At 61.5% G+C, this 16,701-nt stretch carries 19 protein-coding genes; 18 read left to right on the forward strand and 1 reads right to left on the reverse strand.

The window, feature by feature from the left end:
* The first annotated feature begins 126 nt into the window (after positions 1-126).
* From ACKVY0_RS03690 to ACKVY0_RS03750, 13 genes are all read left to right on the forward strand, one after another.
* On the forward strand, positions 127-573 hold the full coding sequence (locus ACKVY0_RS03690; RefSeq protein ID WP_409213485.1) for an AAA family ATPase: 447 nt from the start codon (positions 127-129) through the stop codon (positions 571-573).
* Positions 570-1,145, forward strand: coding sequence for an RloB family protein (locus ACKVY0_RS03695; RefSeq protein WP_409213442.1), 576 nt, complete (start codon positions 570-572; stop codon positions 1,143-1,145). The genes ACKVY0_RS03690 and ACKVY0_RS03695 overlap by 4 nt, the downstream gene beginning before the upstream one ends.
* A gap of 64 nt (positions 1,146-1,209) precedes the next feature.
* Complete coding sequence (locus ACKVY0_RS03700) at positions 1,210-2,484, forward strand: hypothetical protein (protein WP_409213443.1); 1,275 nt, start codon at positions 1,210-1,212, stop codon at positions 2,482-2,484.
* A gap of 2 nt (positions 2,485-2,486) precedes the next feature.
* Positions 2,487-2,852, forward strand: coding sequence for a VOC family protein (locus ACKVY0_RS03705; protein ID WP_409213444.1), 366 nt, complete (start codon positions 2,487-2,489; stop codon positions 2,850-2,852).
* A 3-nt stretch (positions 2,853-2,855) separates the two neighbouring features.
* Positions 2,856-3,365, forward strand: coding sequence for a GrpB family protein (locus tag ACKVY0_RS03710; protein ID WP_409213445.1), 510 nt, complete (start codon positions 2,856-2,858; stop codon positions 3,363-3,365).
* A 193-nt stretch (positions 3,366-3,558) separates the two neighbouring features.
* A complete protein-coding gene (locus tag ACKVY0_RS03715) occupies positions 3,559-7,110 on the forward strand; it encodes a hypothetical protein (RefSeq protein WP_409213446.1) in 3,552 nt (1,183 codons plus the stop codon).
* Positions 7,111-7,158: 48 nt separating this feature from the next.
* A complete protein-coding gene (locus ACKVY0_RS03720) occupies positions 7,159-8,139 on the forward strand; it encodes an alpha/beta hydrolase fold domain-containing protein (protein WP_409213447.1) in 981 nt (326 codons plus the stop codon).
* 35 nt (positions 8,140-8,174) lie between these two features.
* Positions 8,175-8,561, forward strand: a complete 387-nt coding sequence (locus ACKVY0_RS03725) for a GNAT family N-acetyltransferase (protein ID WP_409213448.1) — start codon at positions 8,175-8,177, stop codon at positions 8,559-8,561.
* Between the two features lie 20 nt (positions 8,562-8,581).
* On the forward strand, positions 8,582-9,121 hold the full coding sequence (locus ACKVY0_RS03730; protein ID WP_409213449.1) for a GNAT family N-acetyltransferase: 540 nt from the start codon (positions 8,582-8,584) through the stop codon (positions 9,119-9,121).
* Complete coding sequence (locus ACKVY0_RS03735; RefSeq protein WP_409213450.1) at positions 9,118-9,624, forward strand: GNAT family N-acetyltransferase; 507 nt, start codon at positions 9,118-9,120, stop codon at positions 9,622-9,624. Before ACKVY0_RS03730 ends, ACKVY0_RS03735 begins: the two co-directional genes overlap by 4 nt.
* Before the next feature lie 10 nt (positions 9,625-9,634).
* The gene (locus tag ACKVY0_RS03740; RefSeq protein ID WP_409213451.1) at positions 9,635-10,099 is read left to right on the forward strand and encodes an OsmC family protein; all 465 of its coding nucleotides are present in this window, start codon (positions 9,635-9,637) and stop codon (positions 10,097-10,099) included.
* A gap of 1 nt (position 10,100) precedes the next feature.
* A complete protein-coding gene (locus tag ACKVY0_RS03745; RefSeq protein ID WP_409213452.1) occupies positions 10,101-10,772 on the forward strand; it encodes a GNAT family N-acetyltransferase in 672 nt (223 codons plus the stop codon).
* Positions 10,769-11,908 (forward strand): hypothetical protein, encoded by a 1,140-nt coding sequence (locus ACKVY0_RS03750; protein ID WP_409213453.1) that lies wholly within the window; start codon positions 10,769-10,771, stop codon positions 11,906-11,908. Before ACKVY0_RS03745 ends, ACKVY0_RS03750 begins: the two co-directional genes overlap by 4 nt.
* 3 nt (positions 11,909-11,911) lie before the next feature.
* Here the strand turns inward: ACKVY0_RS03750 and ACKVY0_RS03755 are convergent, their stop codons facing one another.
* A complete protein-coding gene (locus ACKVY0_RS03755) occupies positions 11,912-12,673 on the reverse strand; it encodes a helix-turn-helix domain-containing protein (protein WP_409213454.1) in 762 nt (253 codons plus the stop codon).
* A gap of 86 nt (positions 12,674-12,759) precedes the next feature.
* On the opposite strand from ACKVY0_RS03755, the gene ACKVY0_RS03760 reads away from it, so the two are divergent.
* From ACKVY0_RS03760 to ACKVY0_RS03780, 5 genes are all read left to right on the forward strand, one after another.
* Positions 12,760-13,458: an orotidine 5'-phosphate decarboxylase / HUMPS family protein gene (locus ACKVY0_RS03760; protein ID WP_409213455.1), complete on the forward strand. Its 699-nt coding sequence runs from the start codon at positions 12,760-12,762 to the stop codon at positions 13,456-13,458.
* Positions 13,459-13,559: 101 nt separating this feature from the next.
* The gene (locus ACKVY0_RS03765) at positions 13,560-14,540 is read left to right on the forward strand and encodes a vWA domain-containing protein (protein WP_409213456.1); all 981 of its coding nucleotides are present in this window, start codon (positions 13,560-13,562) and stop codon (positions 14,538-14,540) included.
* Positions 14,537-15,091 (forward strand): hypothetical protein, encoded by a 555-nt coding sequence (locus ACKVY0_RS03770; RefSeq protein WP_409213457.1) that lies wholly within the window; start codon positions 14,537-14,539, stop codon positions 15,089-15,091. The genes ACKVY0_RS03765 and ACKVY0_RS03770 overlap by 4 nt, the downstream gene beginning before the upstream one ends.
* Before the next feature lie 147 nt (positions 15,092-15,238).
* Positions 15,239-15,766 (forward strand): sigma-70 family RNA polymerase sigma factor, encoded by a 528-nt coding sequence (locus ACKVY0_RS03775; protein ID WP_409213458.1) that lies wholly within the window; start codon positions 15,239-15,241, stop codon positions 15,764-15,766.
* Positions 15,763-16,698, forward strand: coding sequence for a hypothetical protein (locus ACKVY0_RS03780; RefSeq protein ID WP_409213459.1), 936 nt, complete (start codon positions 15,763-15,765; stop codon positions 16,696-16,698). The genes ACKVY0_RS03775 and ACKVY0_RS03780 overlap by 4 nt, the downstream gene beginning before the upstream one ends.
* The last annotated feature ends 3 nt before the right edge of the window (positions 16,699-16,701 follow it).

A 16,701-nucleotide genomic window follows, 5' to 3' on the forward strand; every position in this document is an offset into this window, starting at 1 on the left:
GCGAGTGATGCGCTCATCACTTTGCGTGCCCTATACCTGACGCCCTCACTTTGGAAACACTTCTGGACTCAGAACAACAAACCCACCCGCGACTGCCTATAAAGAACATCATTCCGGCGATGCACCCTGTCGCCAGTGTTTCATGACCTGGCCACGCCGGGCTGCCGCCGCGTGTATGTGATCGACGAGCTGGACCGCTCGATGCACACGCAGCTCACCGAGGCGCTGCTGGAGCACTACAACGGCACGCGGAGCACGGACACGCGCACGCAGCTCATTTTCACGACGCATGACGTTTTGCTCATGGATCAGGCGCTGCTGCGGCGGGACGAGATGTGGTTCATCGAGCGCGGCAAACACGGCGAGACGCTGCTGGAGTGCCTCTCTGACTACAAGGAGGTGCGCTATGACAAGGACGTGCGGAAGGCCTATCTCGAAGGCCGCTTCTCCGGCGTGCCAAGGATCAAGCCCTTCCTCCGGCGGATGGCGACGGAGCCGACGCCTGAGGCGGAGTCGTTTCGCCTGAATGAAGAGTCCACCACCTACAAGGCCACGCGGAGGAAGAAGGCATGAGGGGCCGACGGGCGGGCTTCAAGAAGACGAAGCGGCTCTATGTGATCCCGATGGAAGGCGCGGTGACGGAGCCGATCTACTTCTCGGAGTTCCATCCGGGTCGCGATGGTGGCTTCCGCCTCAAGCTGCTGGGTAATCCGAACCACAAATCTCGACCGCTGGACGTGCTGCAACGCCTGATCGACTACGAGCGCCGTGAAAGGCCCGGACCAAACACCGAATACTGGGCCGTGATCGACCGTGATGCCTGGAGCGCCGCCGAACTCGACGAGGTGAGCCGCGAGATCGCGAAGCGCGAGGACTACCATCTGGCGCTGAGCAATCCCTGCTTTGAACTCTGGCTCTGGCTGCACCTGAAGCCGAACCGCCCCTTCGCCGACCGCCACGACTGCCAGCGCAGCTTCTGCCGCGAGTGGCCTGAGTTTGCCAAAGGCGACTACGATGCCGCGCTGCTCATGCCGCATGTGCTCAGGGCCTGTGAGAGCGCCAAGGAGCTGAATATGACACCCGATGCCAAGTGGCCTGTTGAACAAGCGTCGTGGGTGTATCGGTTGGTTGAAAAGCTAAGGTGAGTAGGTGAATGAATCGAAGCCTTCCCGGATTTGATTCGATTACCAATCGAATCTACTCAGCGTCATGAACCGCCTCTCATTCATCCTCCTCTGCGTTCTCCCCATCTCTGCGGTGCCAATCGTCGCCGCTGATGCTTCCAAGGCCGCGGAGCAAGCGCATCGTGAGCTGTGGCGGCGCTTCATCGACAAGCATGGCATCATGATCGACTTCGCCGACATGGACGGCAAGGTTTCGCTGCCAACGCCGGAGGAGTGCAAGGCGGGCAAACCGAACGCGCTGGGCTGGTGGGCGCCGATTGAAAACGGGGCGATGTTCAACGGGCTCTACATGGATGCAGCGGTGAATCGCTGGAAGCGCACAAAGTCCGACGAAGACGCCACCAAGGCCCGCAAGCTGATGGAGGGGCTGCTACTGCTGAATTCGATCAGCGAGGTGAAGGGCTTCGTCGGTCGCGGGGTGAGCACGGATGGGAAGTCACATTACCCGATGGGCTCGAATGACCAGACTTCGCCGTGGTTCTTGGGGTTGTGGCGTTATCTCGACTCTGGTTTGGCGACGGATGAAGAACGCGCGCGAATCGCGAAGCATCTTGTCGAGACCACCGACGCCATCGTTGCCATGAAGTGGTCGATGCCTGCCGAGCAGCCCTTTGGCAGGCGTGGCGGGTTCGGCGGCTTCTCGTTCGACAGTGCGCCGCGCATGCTCTTCGTCTGCAAGCTGCTCCATGTCGTCACGGGCGAGGCGAAGTGGGACAAGCTCTACCGCGATGCGCTTGTCGAGCGCGGCGGCAAAGAGAACCGCACGCGGCTCGAAGTCTGCGAGCATGGCATGGTCTTCGAGTATGCGAGGTATCACACTTGGACCTCCTGCACCTGCGTGGCAGCCGTGCGCGCGCTGTGGGAGATGGAGAAGGACAAAACGATCCGCGCCGCGTATGCCAAAGGCCTGCAAGCCAGCGCCGATCTCGCCTTCAAGAGCCTGCCTATGGCGCAGCAGTTCGACAACGCCGACACCAGTCACTTCGAGATGGACTGGCGCGTGATGAACAAGGACTGGAAACCGCAGCAGACGGAGCTGGAGGCGCAGGACCTGGCGCATTTGCAGTTGCGCAACTTCCTGAAGGTCTCGCCACGTCGTGCGAAGGAGACCGAGTTCGTCCGCGAACCCACCGCCGCCGCCTGGGTCGTCACGCTCGCGCCTGATGCCGCCATCTTGAAACAACGCCGCGCCGAGGTGGAGAAGGTGATCTCCCACTACGACTACGCGAAGCTCTATTACTCGCAGTTCTTCTGGGTGGATGGGGCGTGGGAGAGGTTGTTGCAGCTCAACCATGACTGACCATGAGCACCACTCGTCTATTCCAACCCGGTGCCAACATCGCTATGAAAGTGCCAGCGGCGGCATTTGAGGCCACGGTGGCGTTTTATACCGAGACACTCGGATTCCGTGTCGAAAGCCGCGACGCATCAAGCGTGGTGATCGACTTTGGGGGTAAGCACCTGTGGATAGATCGCGTGGAGACGATCGAAAAGGCAGAGGTGTGGCTTGAGGTCGCCACTCACAACCTTGCCGCCGCGTCCTCCTATCTCGCGGCAAAGGGAGTAGAACGCTGTGACGAAGTGGAGGCGCTGCCAGACGGCATGGCTGCATTTTGGATCAAGAATCCGGCCGCCGTAGTACATCTGGTCACTGAAACGGCATCATAAGCCATGCGCTACCAAGTTGTCCCGCACGATCCGGTTTGGAAGCAGCAGTATGCCCGCGAGGCGGAGCTGATCACGAGTGCGTTGAACGACATGGCAGCGAAGCTTCATCACATCGGCAGCACAGCCATTTCCGACATCGCCGCGAAGCCAATCATCGACATCTTGATCGAGATTGATGATCTCCGCGAGCTCGACGCACGCTCATCCGCGATGGAGCAGCTCGGTTATGAGGCGATGGGCGAGTTTGGCATTCCCGGGCGTCGCTACTTCCGCAAGAACGACGCCTTCGGCATCCGCACACACCAGATTCATGCATTTGAAACTGGAAGCCCCGGCGCTTTGCGGCATCTGGCGTTCCGGGGCTACATGATCGCCCATCCCGCAGCGGCACAGGCGTATGGCGCGCTGAAGGAGCGGCTGGCGCAGCAGCATCCCGATGACTTCGAAGCCTACATGGATGGGAAGGACGCGTTCATCAAAGAACACGAAGCCAAGGCTTTGGCATGGGCCTGATCTTTCGTCGGCAGGCATCTCCCGCCAGAAAGTCAGATTCAAGCTTGTCAAAGCGTCAGCGGTTCGGGAAGACTACCCCGAACATGTCACTCGTGCCCGCTCTCAAGCTGCGCACTGCCATCCTAGCGATGGCAGTTTTTTTCCGTACACACTGCTGCGGGCGCAGTCGGCGACCACCAATGCGGCGACGAATGTGGGTGATCTCTCGGTGACGCTGAACGGCGTGGTGAATCCGGGCGGCGTGAGCAACTGGGTGTACTTTCAATACGGCACCAGCACGAGCTATGGGCAGGCCATTCAGGCAGTGCCGGCCTCGATCACGGGTCCTGCCGATGTGCCGGTGTCCGTCGTGCTGTCGTGGCTGCTGCCGAACACGACCTACCACTTCCGCATGGCGACTGATCCCGCAGGCATGGCCAGCCGTTACGGCGCGGACATGACCTTCACCACGGGGCCGCCGGCCACGCCGCCGAGTGCAGGCACGCCTGTGACGCACTCCGTTTACTCCACAGCGGTACAAGTCGATTGCGGGGTGAGCGGTGGCAGCTCTGAGGCGACGGTCACAGTCGAATACGGCCCCACGACGAGTTATGGATCGGTCGCGACGCTGCAAAGCCCCACAGCGCAGATTGGCACGAGCTTGGGGAGCAAGCAGGCGGGGATCACCGGCCTGCAGCCGGGCACGATGTATCATTACCGCTTCAAGGCAGTGAACAACGAGGGCACGAGCTACAGCGCGGATGCGACCTTCACCACGCTGGAAGCACCCGTCATCACCACTGGAGCGGCGGCACCGGTGACCGACCTTTCTGCGGTGCTCAACGGCACCATCGATCCCAAGGGCGGCAGTTACACCATCTACGCGCAATACGGCACCACCACGGCTTACGGCCAGTCGCGAAATGGTGACAGCATTTCCGGCTTCATCACGGGCGAGCAACCGTGCTCTGCGAATCCGACGGACCTCCTACCGAACACGACCTACCACTACCGGCTCATCGCCGTCGGCCTTGATGCCACCTATTATGGCGCGGATGCCACCTTCACCACCACAGCGGCAAACACGCCGCCGGAGGTGCAGGCCTTTGGCATCAAAGGCATGGCGCAAAATCCCATGCGTCCGGGGGTGTTTCAAACTCCGACGCTTGCGGAGCTGTTTCTGACCTGGCTGAAGACTGGGAGCTCAGCCACCACGGTCAGTTACGAATACGGACCCACCACGAGCTATGGCAGCGTGGCCACGCATCCGACGCCGGGGCCGGTCAACACCTTCCAGGAATTCTATGTGGCGCCGGTGCAGCTCACGGGCCTCACGCCGGGCACGACGTATCATTTTCGTGGCAAGGCGGTGAACGCGCAGGGCACGGTTTACACCAATGACCAGACCTTCACCACGGCGGCGGGTCCTGTGTTGACCACTGGGTCTGCCACCAATGTCACCGATCTCGCGGCGACGCTGAACGGCTCTGTGAACACCAACTCACTGCGGCTGGAAGTGTCCTTCGAATACGGCACCAGCACGTCCTACGGCTACTCGGAGCCGGTGCCGCTTTTCCAGCAAAACAAGAGTGCTGCGCCCGTGACGGTGAACTTGGCCTACCTGCAGCCAAGCACGACGTATCACTACCGGCTCAAGGCGGTGAACAACTGGCAGCCGCTGGAGGTCTTCTACAGTGCTGACGCTACCTTCACGGCTGCAGCGGCGACGACCGCGCCTGCGGTGGGGGTGCTCAGCGCCTCGAACGTGCTCACGCGCTCCGCACAGCTTCAATGCGCAGCCGTTTACTCCGGCAGCTCAGCGACGACGGTCGTCTTCCAATACGGCACCAGCCTCGCCTATGGCAGTTCTGCTATCTACCCCTCCATTTTGCCAATCAACATGAACACGCATTCGATTGCCGTGACACTGGTCGGCCTCACCCCCGACACGACGTATCATGCGCGTGTCGTGGCAACGAATGGCGAGGGCTCTGGCACAGGCAGCGACATCACCTTCACCACCGCCGCCGCCACGCCACCGTCCATCGGCACCATCTCCACGCAGCAGGTGCGCACCACCGCCGCGCAGGTACAGGCGCTGAATGTGAGTGCCGGCAGCGCTGATGCCACCCTCGTGTGGGACTACGGCCTCACCACGGCTTACGGCACCACAGCGGCGGCGAGTCCGGCCACAATGACGACGGACACCACGGGCACAGTCACCGGCCTGCTCAGCGGCCTGCAAGCTAACACGACCTACCATTACCGCTGTCGTGCGACGAGCACGGATGGCAGCGCCACGAGCGCGAATGGCACCTTCACCACCGGGAATGGCCCGCCCGCACCGATCACCACCGCTGCCACGAGTGTGACGGATCTCTCCGCCACTCTCAACGGCAGCGCCTCCACCACGGTGGGCGATCTCACTGCATTTTTCGATTTCGGCCCCACCACGAGCTACGGCACCATCGTCAATCCCGGCTCACCCACCATCAGCAGCGCCACCAGCACACCTGTCTTCGAATACGTCGTCGGGCTGCTGCCCAACACGACCTACCACTACCGTCTCAATGTGCGCGACCTCGACGGCAATGTTTACAGCGGCTCGGACATGAGCTTCACCACCGGCCCTCCGAACACCCCGCCCACCGGAAACACCGCCACTCCGGACTCTCTGTCTGCTTATGGCGCCAAGCTGAAGGCTTATGTCTCCAGCGGCAGCTCACCGGCTACCATCGTCTTCGAATACGGCACCACGACGAGCTATGGCTCGCAGATCACTCACGCGACCCCACTGGCCACCAGTCAGTATGAGCTCATCAGCGACTCTCTCTCTGGCCTCACGCCATCGACCACCTATCATTATCGTGTCGTCGTAACCAACAACGAAGGCAGCAACACAGGTGCGGATGTCTCCTTCACCACGCCCGCGCTGCCCACCGTCACCACCGGCACCGCCAGCAACATCCAACCCACATCCGCCACGCTCGGCGGCACCTACCAGGCCCAAGGTGGCACTTACACGCGGGTCTTCGATTACGGCGAGACAATCGCGTATGGACTCACCGCAACACCAAGTGGCCTGACCATCACACTGGGTGGTGGGGGTGGTCTCGGAGGTTTAGGGGGCGGCATTATCATCGGCGGCGGCGGCCTTGGTGGCATCATCATCATCGGCGGTGGTCCCAGCAATGTGAACGCCACCGCCGCCGTACAGCCGCAGAAGACCTACCACTTCCGTCTTCGCCTCACCGACAGTTATGGCAACAGCTTCCCCGGTACCGATGCCACCTTCACCACTCCCGCAGCGGTTGAGGCCTGGCGTCAGCAGCACTTTGGCTCCAGCGCCAACACCGGCGACGCCGCAGACGCCGCCAATCCTGCTGGCGATGGCATCCCCAACCTCATGAAATATGCGATGTGGATGAATCCCACACAGCCCGGCGCGCAGCCACCGCCGACGGCGATCACGCACAACGGCGCGCGTTACCTCGGCCTGAGCTTCCCGCGCAATCCGAACGCGCTCGATGTCACCTACGAGGTGCAGGCCGCAGACAGCCCTGCCGGCCCGTGGGATACGCTCGCAACGATCCCGCCAGGAGGTTCTCCCAGCGGACCCGGTTTCATGGATGAGCAGATTATCTCCGTTGCCGGCGGCTTTGGCTCCACGCCCATCATCATCAGCGACACCGTGCATGTGCGCGACACCGTGCGCATGGACGCGGCCCCACGCCGCTTTCTGCGTCTGCATGTGCAGCGACAATGATTGGCGGCTCCTGCCAGATTGCGGCGCTTCCTGCGTTTTCTCCGCGCCATGAACAAACTGCTCCCGCTTCTTCTCCTTCTCGTCGTACCTCCGGCCTTCGGCCAGGAATTGCCAGCGCAGAAACAGAACGTCCTCAGCACCGCTGAAAAAAGCCAGGTCGAGGTGAAACTCGATCAACCCTATGCCGGAAACACCAACCCGAAGCAGATGGTGGATGTCTATCTGCCAAAGAAACGCAACAGCGACAAACCGCTGCCGGTCATCGCGCTGATCCACGGCGGCGGCTGGGTAAACGGCGACCGCATCGGCTACGCGGCGCTGGGCATCCAACTCGCACGCACAGGCGACTACGCGGCCATCGGCGTCGGCTACCGTCTCAGCAAAGAGGCACACTGGCCGGCACAGGTTTATGATTGCAAGGCCGCCATCCGCTGGATTCGGGCGCATGCGAAGGAATACAACCTCGACGCCGACAAGATCGCCGTGTGGGGAAGTTCGGCGGGCGGTCATCTGTCATCGCTGCTCGGCACCAGCGGCGATGTGAAGGAGCTGGAGGGCGATCTCGGCCCGAACACAGGCTTCAGCAGCCGCGTTCAGTGCGTGGTGAACCTTTGCGGTCCAGAAGACTTCACCAAGGCGCTGATGTTCGACAAGGAAGGCAGCCCCAACTGGAAAGACGACGCCGTGAGCGGCCTACTCGGTGGCAACGCGGAGGAACAGCACGCGGAGGCCGTCGCAGCATCACCTGTGACTTACGTGACCAAGGATGATCCGCCCTTCATCAGCTTCCACGGCACCAAAGATCAGCGCGTGGCCTTTCTGCATGCCGAGACGATTCATGCGGCGCTCAAGAAAGCGGAAGTGCCATCGCTGCTGGTGCCAATCACCGATGGCGGGCACGGTTCCGTCGGTCATCCCGAGGTGAAAGTGCGCGGACAGCTGTTCACCGATAAAATCTTGCGCGGCATCGAGTCCACCATCGACACCACGCCCATCCAAGCGCTGCCGGAGCCGCCGAAGAAAAAATGATCAGAGCATTCACCATCCGTGAGGGATTCGACCACATGGATTTTGCGCGTGTCCATGCGTGGCTAGCGGCCACGTATTGGACACCCGGCATCGCACGCGAGACCGTGGAACGTGCCGCGCAGCATTCCGCGATGGTGATCGGCGCATTCGACGCGGACGGAACACAGATCGGCTACGCACGCCTCGTTTCCGACAACACCCGCTTCGCCTATCTGTGCGATGTCATCGTCGATGACGCGCATCGCGGCGAGGGGATCGGACGAGCGATGGTGCGGCATCTGCTAGAGCATCCCGAGTTTGCCACCGTCCGAACCTGGACGCTCGCCACCCGTGATGCGCACACGGTTTATGCCCCGCTGGGCTTTCTACCTGTCGTTGACCCGGTGAGCAGACCAGATGACTGGATGGTACTGCGAAGATGATGCAAAGGAAGCAATGACGCATGAACTGGACGCCTCGCCTCGCCACTTGGAATGATGTTCCCACGCTGGAGGAACTCATCCCGCTGTCCGTGCGCACGCTTCAGGCTCCGCATTACTCCGCCGCACAGATGGCGGCAGCCATGGGTCCGGTCTTTGGCGTGGATCGTCAGTTGATCAGCGATGGCACCTACTTCGTCGTGGAGAACGCAGGTGTCATCATCGGCTGCGGCGGCTGGAGCCGGCGCAAATCACTCTTCGGTGCTGACACCGCACGCGATGAGGAAGACGCCATGCTCGATCCTGTGACTGACCCCGCACGCATCCGCGCATTCTTCATTCATCCCGACTGGGCACGTCGCGGCATCGGCAAAGCCATTCTCACCGCCTGCGAGTCCGCCATCATCGCCTCAGATTTTCCGCAGGCCGAACTCGTCGCCACACTCGCGGGTGAGCCGCTTTATCTCGCCTGTGGATACAGCGAGGTCGAGCGCTACGAAGTGCCAATGAGCGGCGGCTTGACCTTGCCCGTGGTGCGCATGACAAAACGGCTCGCACCATGAACACCGCCGTCCGCAAAGCCACTTCCGCCGACGCAGCAGCACTGCTGCAACTCGTGCGCGGCTGCGTGGCCGGAATGCGCGCCGCAGGCATCGAGCAATGGGACGACGTCTATCCCAACGCCGAAACCATCGCCCGCGACATCGAGGCAGGCACGCTGCACGTCCTCTGCGATGGTGAGATGATCATCGCCAGCATCACCATCGACCAAACCATGGACCCGCTGTGGCAAAACCTGGCCTGGAGCGCCGACAGCGAACCCGCCATCGCCGTGCATCGCCTCATGGTGCATCCCTCACAGCAAGGACGCGGCTTTGCCAGGCTGCTCATGCAGCACGCGGAAACCGTGGCCCGGCAGCATGACTGCCGCAGCATCCGCCTCGACACCTTCCTGCAAAACCCCGCCGCCATGGCGCTTTATCCACGCCTTGGCTATCGCCGCACCGGCACCGCCATGATGCGCAAAGGCGCGTTCGCGGGTTTTGAGAAGCTGCTCCTTCCATGATGCCGTCCTCATGTCGAAACACACCGCCATCATTCGCTGGAAGAACAACGGTCCTGATTTTCTAAAGCGCCAGTATTCACGCGAGCACACGCTGCACTTTGACGGCGGTGCTGTCGTGCCGGGATCGCCATCGCCGCAAATCGTGCCTGCACCGTGGTCGAATGCCGCCAGCGTTGATCCTGAGGAGGCGTTTGTGGCCGCAGTTTCGAGCTGCCACATGCTCTGGTTCCTGCACGTGGCCTGCGACGCGGGTTTTATCGCCGAAAGCTACGATGATGAAGCCGAAGGCGTGATGACGAAGAACGAACGTGGTGCGCTCTGGATCAGCCGGATCACCTTGCAGCCGCACATCGTCTGGGGCGGTGCAAAACAGCCCGCAGCGGCGGAGGTGGAGCATCTGCATCATCTCGCGCATCAGCAGTGCTTCATCGCGAACTCGATCAAGACTGAAATCAACGTGCAGCCTCGCGACTGACATGAGCCACGAATCGCCACGCCTGCATCCATCGCCGCAGACCTTCACCGGCCAGTTCATCACGCTCACGCCGCTCGATGTGGTGCGGGATGTGGCGGAACTCTTCGCCATTTCGCATGCAGACGACGAGGCGCGGCAGTTGTGGCGCCACATGCCACGCGGTCCGTTTGCCGATGTCGCGGAGCAGGTGACGTTTCTGCGCGAATGGACGGCACGAAACGATGTGATCGCCTTCACGGTGCGTGATGCGCACACGCAGTGCTGTCTCGGCAGCATCTCGCTGATGAGCATCCGTGCCGAGCACGGTGTGGCTGAACTTGGCAACATCTGGTATGCGCCCGCCGCGCAACGCACCAAGGCCAACACCGAAGCCTGCTTCATGCTGCTGCGGCACTGTTTTGAAAACCTGCGCTACCGCCGCATGGAATGGAAGTGCGATACGCGCAACGAACGCAGCCGCCGCGCCGCGCTGCGCCTCGGCTTCACCTTCGAGGGCATCTTTCGCCAGCACATGATCATCAAGGGCGAAAACCGTGATACCGCGTGGTTCGCCATGCTCGATCACGAATGGCCGCGCATCGGTGCGGCGATGCAGCGCTGGCTGTATGAGGATGATTCAATCTCGCTGGCACGAATAATCGGCGACGGCAGCAGCGTACTCATCCGCGCATGAAATCCGCCCTCTTCATCCTCCTAGCTGCGTCCCTTGTTTCCGCCGCTGAGACACCGAAGCCCAAACCGAAACCAGAGTTCCAATACAAGTCCGCAGGCATTGAAGTGAGCATACCCACGGCTGACGAACCCAGAGTCGCCGCCTTCAACGCCGCCACGGTCAAAGCCGCCGCCAAATACCTCGACGACGGCGCGGTCTCATGGGTGCGTGAGAAATCCTGCATCAACTGCCACACCACTGGCCCCTACCTCACGGAGCGGCCCGCGCTCATCCCGCTGCTCGGCCAGGCCAACGAGGAGATCGTGGCCGACTTTATCGACTTCGTGCCGAAGGAGGTCAAAGAGGTGAAGGAGACGGCCACGAAGAGCGGCCACAAGCACTACCCGGCCGCCTTCACCAGCGTGTGGCGCTCACTGGGCCTCGCGGAATGGGACAAGCACGTCACCGGCAAAACCTCCGAGCACACAGAAAAGTCGCTGCGGGACATGTTTGAGCGCCAGTCGGCCGCTGGAGCCTTCGTGAGCCACGGCGAGGTGGAAATCCCGCACATCACGACCGACTTCGAGCTTTCACTGCAAGCCGCGCGGGCCATCACGGCGGCACCGGGCTGGCTGTCCGGACTTAAAGACGAAAAACTGGCCGCAAAGATCGCAAAGCTCAAAGCCTGGCTGAGACAGCCGGTGCTCAAAAACGACTTCGACCGCGTGCTGCGCCTGCAACTGGCCCACTACATGCCTGATCTCGTCCCACCGGCCGAGCGTGATGCCGCATTGACACTCCTTTCCTCCAAGCAGCATGCCGACGGCGGCTGGAGCACGCGGGATTTCTCCGCGCTGAACGACTGGCACTTCGAGATCAGCGACTATGTGAGAGACCTCATCACAAACCTCCCTGACGCCGCGAAACCGGAGAGCGACGCCTACATGACTGCGCTCGCCATCGTGCTCATGCGTCAAAGCGACATCCCCGCCACGGATAAACGCATCCAACGCGGCATTGCCTGGCTGAAGCAGGAGCAGCGCGTCTCCGGTCGCTGGTGGATGCAGTCCCTCTATCGTGGCAACTACCACTACATCACCTACATCGCGACCTGTGAGGCCCTGAAAGCCCTCGCGCTCTGCGGCGAGATCAAATAACACTCACCGCCGCATTCTCCGATACACCGCAGGCGATTCGCCCATGCGTTTGCGAAAATGCTGCGTGAAACTGCTCGCATCGACGAACCCGCACTGCTGCGCGACCTCGCTGGCCGTCAGACTCGTCTCCTCCAACAAGCGCACAGCCGCCAAAACCCGTGTCTTGAGCAAAAACTCCTGCGGTGTGATGCCAAAGGCCGACTGAAAGCGCCGCTGAAGCTGCCGCAGCGATTGCCCGCAGGATTTAGCCACGTCTTCGATCAACAGCGGCTTCGCGAAATCACGGCGGATGATCTCCACGGCCTGCGCCACCGTTTGAAACACCGGCAGCCTCCTTTCAGCCTCGTCGGGTCGGCGTAACGTGCCCATCACGCCTTGCACGCGGCGGCGCTTGTCAAAGAGCGGCAGCTTCGTCACCAGAAACCAGTCCGGGATGCCCTGCGAGTCCCACCACAGCTCGATGCGCTCGATCACCTCCACTTTCCCAGCGAGGATGCGTTTGTCGTCATCCACATAGGCCTGCGCCATCGTGTCGGGATTCAGATCGAAGTCCGTGCGGCCGATGATCTCGGAGTCGTCGCGCATCTGGTAGCGCCGCATCAGCCCGTCGCTGGCGAACATGAGATGCCCCGCCTTGTTCTTCGCAAAGAAGTAAACACCGGGGATGTGGTCAAACAGCCGCTGAAACAGCAGCGTCGGCTCCAGCGCGGCCATCCAGGCATTGCGATCCCTGCGCCAGCGCGCAATTTCCGCCACCGGGCGCATGGGGCGCTCGCGGGGTTTGAGAGGTGTCGCATTTCGCATCATCTTTGTCGTGACGAGAGTGCGTGGCTTTGCTTTGCTGTGCAATCATGAAACCCATCGTCCAAATCTCCCTCGACCTCACCAACATCGACGAAGCGCTCGAAACCGCCGCGCTGGCGATGCGCGCTGGTGTTGACTGGCTGGAAGCGGGCACACCGCTCATCCTCGCCGAAGGCCTGCATGGCGTCCGTGCTTTGAGAAAAGCCTTTCCGAACACCCCCATCGTCGCCGACCTCAAAACGATGGATGGTGGCTACTTGGAAGCCGAAATGATGGCCAAAGCGGGTGCGACACACGTCGTCGTCATGGCCCGTGCGCATGCCGAAACGATCAAATGTGTCGTCAAAGCCGGCCAAGACTTCGGCTGCAAGGTCATGGGCGACAACATGATCTGCGAGAGCATGATCGACGGTGCAAAGTTCCTCGAAGACCTCGGCTGCGACTACGTCATTCATCACATCGGCTACGACGAACGCCGTGGCATCGCCGCCGCTGGCAAGCGTATGCCTAGCCCGCTCGACCAGCTCCGTGAAGTCGTCAACGCGGTCAAAATTCCCGTGCAGGCCGTCGGCGGACTCAGTTTGGAACAGGCGATCCAATGTCCGAAGTATGGCGCGCCGCTCGTCGTGCTCGGCGCACCGCTCACCATCGACGCCGACGCCTTCAAAACCGCCGATGGCAATCTCGAAGCCTCCCTGCGCCTGATCTGCGACGCGATCCACGCGCAGGATGTGCCCGCTTTTTGAGGCATTCGTTTTCAGACTGAACAAATGCTGACGCAGCATCGTATCGGTCACATGCCATCACCCCTTCCCGCTACGCAGGCCTCCGGCGCACGCAATTTCGCATGACTCCGCTGATTGCTGCCCTCGCTGTTTTGCTGGTCGTGTCGTTGGCCGAATGGCTGCACACGCGGCGCATTCGTGTGGCGGCGCGGCTGGCGTTTGGGCCGGGTGGAGCGGCTGCGTGGACGAATACAGTGCCGTGGCTGCGCGTGGCGGGCCTCACGGCCTTCACATGGGGCGTGGTGACCTTGCTGATGCTGAAACTCGAAGCGCCGGATGATGCGACGGCGAAGGAGCGGCACGATGCGGAGGCGACGCGCTTGGTGTTTGTCGCGGATTTGTCGCCGAGCATGTATCTGCCGGACGCGGGACCGGACGGCACGATGACGAGGCACGCGAGGATGCGTGAGGTCGTCGAAGGCATCTTGCAACGTGTGAGCGGGAACCTGCGCTTCGGCGTGATCGGTTTTTACACCGACTCATTGCCCGTGGTGATGGAGGCGCGTGACCCTGAACTCGTGCGGAATGTGTTCAATGGCCTGCCGCTGACGTATGCGATGCCGGTCGGCCAAACCGATCTCGGCACGGCGGTGAATCGTTCGCTGGAACTCGTGGCGGACTTCCCGAAGGGCAGCACGCGCATGATTATCCTCACCGACGGCGATTCGGTGCCGCTCGCGCCGATCAATCCGCGGCCCGCGTCGATTCGCGAACTGCTCGTGCTCGGCATCGGCAATCCGCGCAAAGGCAGCTTCATCGACGGGCATCAATCGCGCCAGGAAGCAGACACGCTGCAACGCATCGCCACCTCGTTACTCGGCGTTTATCATGATGTGAATGACAGGCATCTCGCGACCGAGGCGCTGGGCGATCTCGTGGTGCCGCTCGCCATGCCGCACACGGGTCTCACGCTCACGCAGTGGGCCGTGCTGGCGATGACGCTGGGCGCGATCATGAATGCGCTCATCCCGCTCGCACTCGAGTTCTTCGGCAGTGATTGGAAAGTGCGCTCAATCAGAAAGGAGGCCGTGCTGGCTCAATGAGGAAGTTTTTCACGCTGCTCTGGCTCCTCTGTCCCGTCGCGGCCTTGTATTACCATTTTAATGAAGGGCAAAACGAACTCGCCCGCGTTCAAGCACGCAAGCATGTGGTGCAAATCCGCGAGTTGGAGCATGCGAAGGAGCCCGACTGGGCGGTCATCATCGAGGAGTATGACAAACTCAGCGCTGAGCTGCCGAAGACTGAAGCGCCGCTCGTGCATCATCAGATTCGTCTGGCGAAATCGAAGGCGCAGTTGGAGCTGCTCGATGTCGCAGGTTCCATCGAAGAACTGACCGGCCTGCTGCGCGAAGCGGCGCAGACGCATGGCGAGGACGCGACGATCACCCGCGCCGTGCGCGAGATGCTCGGCAAGGCGCACTACTACGCGACCTATCTCTTGAAGACGAACGGTGCCGCCGAGGAAGAATGGCGGCCCTTCGCCGAGCGCACGCGGCAGATTTTCCGCTTCCTCGCGGAGCATCAGGAGCCCGGCGCGTTGGAGAAGTATGAAGACCGTGTCGCGGCAGAGTTTGCGAAGACCATTGAGAAATGAAGACGACACACTTGCGCGCACTTCCCGTATCCATGTCACGTTCCCCCTCCAAAACGTCATGGACCTGTGGCGGCATGATGCTCGACGATGTTCTCGTATTTTTTTCGGCAAATGAGGCCGGTTGCTGTGGCTATGTATCAGCCACGCATGTCGCAGCCTCCTGAAAGCCCCCAGCACGAGCCATTTCTCCGCCTGTATGCGGAGCATGAGGCGGCGTTGCACACTTTTGTGCGGTCGATGCTGCCAAGCCGGGAGGAGGCTGCTGAGGTGTTGCAGGATGTGATCGTGGTGCTGTGGCAGAAGTTTGATTTGGCGCAGGACTTTAAGAAGTGGGCATTCGGGGTGGCCCGGCTGGAGGTGTTGAAGTTCCTGCAAGCACGAAAGCGCGACCGGCATGTCTTCGATGACGAGCTGGTGAACCGTCTCGCGGACAGGGCTGCCCTTCACGAACAGGGCGTGATGACTCGCCGGGAAGTGCTGGAGGGCTGTCTGCAAAAGCTGCCAACAGCGCAGCGGGAGCTGGCGCTCAGCGCCTACACGAAGGGCACGCGCATGGATGATCTCGCGGCCCGGCGCGGCCAGACGCCGATGTCGCTCTACAAACTGCTCCACCGCATCCGGCTCGCCTTGCTGGACTGTGTGGAGCGCACACTCGCCGAGGAGGCACACACATGAACACGGACTGGAATGATCTCATTCAGCGCTACATCGCTGGACATACGACGGCGGAGGAGACGCACCGACTCGAAACAGCGCTGAAAGCGGATGACGCTCTGGCGGACCTCTACCTCCGCCACATGGAGCTGGATGTGGCTCTGGAGGCCTCGGCGGCATCAGCGGAAGCGACGCGCGAACTGCTTACTGCTGCAATTTTACCAGAGACAAGGCACGGCTTTGCATGGCTCTCCTGGCGTCCACTCGCGGCGGCTGCGGCAGGTTTGGTCATCGGGCTCTTCAGTGCGTCGATTGTATGGGCCACCTCCACGCCGCGAGTAAGCAAGGAACGCCTCTTTTCGCTGCAAAACGGCAACTTTGACGAAAAGGGACTGGAGCGCGGCTTTCCCCGCCAGACCCGACGCTGGAGCGGTGACGAAGCAGCGATCACGAATGACGAGAGATTGAGCTTTGTCTCCCCTGGCGGCGATTCGAACGACCGCAGCGCCCGTGCCATATCCTGCGATGTCTTCCAGCTCGTCGATCTGCGTCCGCTGCGCCATTCGCCTCGGCAGGATGGCGACGCAGTGCTCGAACTCAGCGCAAACTTCCTAGACGCCCGCCCCTATAACACGAATCCCTCGATCACCTTTTTCTGCCAGCTCTACCTCTTCCAAGGCGATCCGATGACGCTGCATCAAACCTGGCCGCAGTGCATCGCTGACGCCCTTGCCAGTGGCAGCGCTCAACTCACCACACTCGGCAGTCTTAGCACGGATTGGAAACCTATCACCGCGAAATGCCTTGTCCCCACCGAGGCCGATTTCGCCGTCATCCAGATCGCCGCGCGGCCCAATCTTCGCCCCGCGAAACTCCAAGGCCTCTTTGTCGATGACGTGAAGCTCACACTCAAGACCTCGCCCGAACTCCCCATCCGCATCGTCCAACGCTGATCT

The sequence above is a fragment of the Prosthecobacter sp. genome, from assembly GCF_046154365.1.
In the GTDB taxonomy this organism is placed as follows: domain Bacteria; phylum Verrucomicrobiota; class Verrucomicrobiia; order Verrucomicrobiales; family Verrucomicrobiaceae; genus Prosthecobacter.

Coding starts and splice junctions, on each gene's coding strand:
- ACKVY0_RS03705 (WP_409213444.1), top strand. CDS start 2,487: ATGAGCACCACTCGTCTATTCCAACCCGGTGCCAACATCGCTATGAAA.
- ACKVY0_RS03740 (WP_409213451.1), top strand. CDS start 9,635: ATGTCGAAACACACCGCCATCATTCGCTGGAAGAACAACGGTCCTGAT.
- ACKVY0_RS03745 (WP_409213452.1), top strand. CDS start 10,101: ATGAGCCACGAATCGCCACGCCTGCATCCATCGCCGCAGACCTTCACC.
- ACKVY0_RS03720 (WP_409213447.1), top strand. CDS start 7,159: ATGAACAAACTGCTCCCGCTTCTTCTCCTTCTCGTCGTACCTCCGGCC.
- ACKVY0_RS03735 (WP_409213450.1), top strand. CDS start 9,118: ATGAACACCGCCGTCCGCAAAGCCACTTCCGCCGACGCAGCAGCACTG.
- ACKVY0_RS03765 (WP_409213456.1), top strand. CDS start 13,560: ATGACTCCGCTGATTGCTGCCCTCGCTGTTTTGCTGGTCGTGTCGTTG.
- ACKVY0_RS03760 (WP_409213455.1), top strand. CDS start 12,760: ATGAAACCCATCGTCCAAATCTCCCTCGACCTCACCAACATCGACGAA.
- ACKVY0_RS03725 (WP_409213448.1), top strand. CDS start 8,175: ATGGATTTTGCGCGTGTCCATGCGTGGCTAGCGGCCACGTATTGGACA.
- ACKVY0_RS03695 (WP_409213442.1), top strand. CDS start 570: ATGAGGGGCCGACGGGCGGGCTTCAAGAAGACGAAGCGGCTCTATGTG.
- ACKVY0_RS03770 (WP_409213457.1), top strand. CDS start 14,537: ATGAGGAAGTTTTTCACGCTGCTCTGGCTCCTCTGTCCCGTCGCGGCC.
- ACKVY0_RS03700 (WP_409213443.1), top strand. CDS start 1,210: ATGAACCGCCTCTCATTCATCCTCCTCTGCGTTCTCCCCATCTCTGCG.
- ACKVY0_RS03775 (WP_409213458.1), top strand. CDS start 15,239: ATGTCGCAGCCTCCTGAAAGCCCCCAGCACGAGCCATTTCTCCGCCTG.
- ACKVY0_RS03755 (WP_409213454.1), bottom strand. CDS start 12,673: ATGCGCCCGGTGGCGGAAATTGCGCGCTGGCGCAGGGATCGCAATGCC.
- ACKVY0_RS03780 (WP_409213459.1), top strand. CDS start 15,763: ATGAACACGGACTGGAATGATCTCATTCAGCGCTACATCGCTGGACAT.
- ACKVY0_RS03750 (WP_409213453.1), top strand. CDS start 10,769: ATGAAATCCGCCCTCTTCATCCTCCTAGCTGCGTCCCTTGTTTCCGCC.
- ACKVY0_RS03710 (WP_409213445.1), top strand. CDS start 2,856: ATGCGCTACCAAGTTGTCCCGCACGATCCGGTTTGGAAGCAGCAGTAT.
- ACKVY0_RS03730 (WP_409213449.1), top strand. CDS start 8,582: ATGAACTGGACGCCTCGCCTCGCCACTTGGAATGATGTTCCCACGCTG.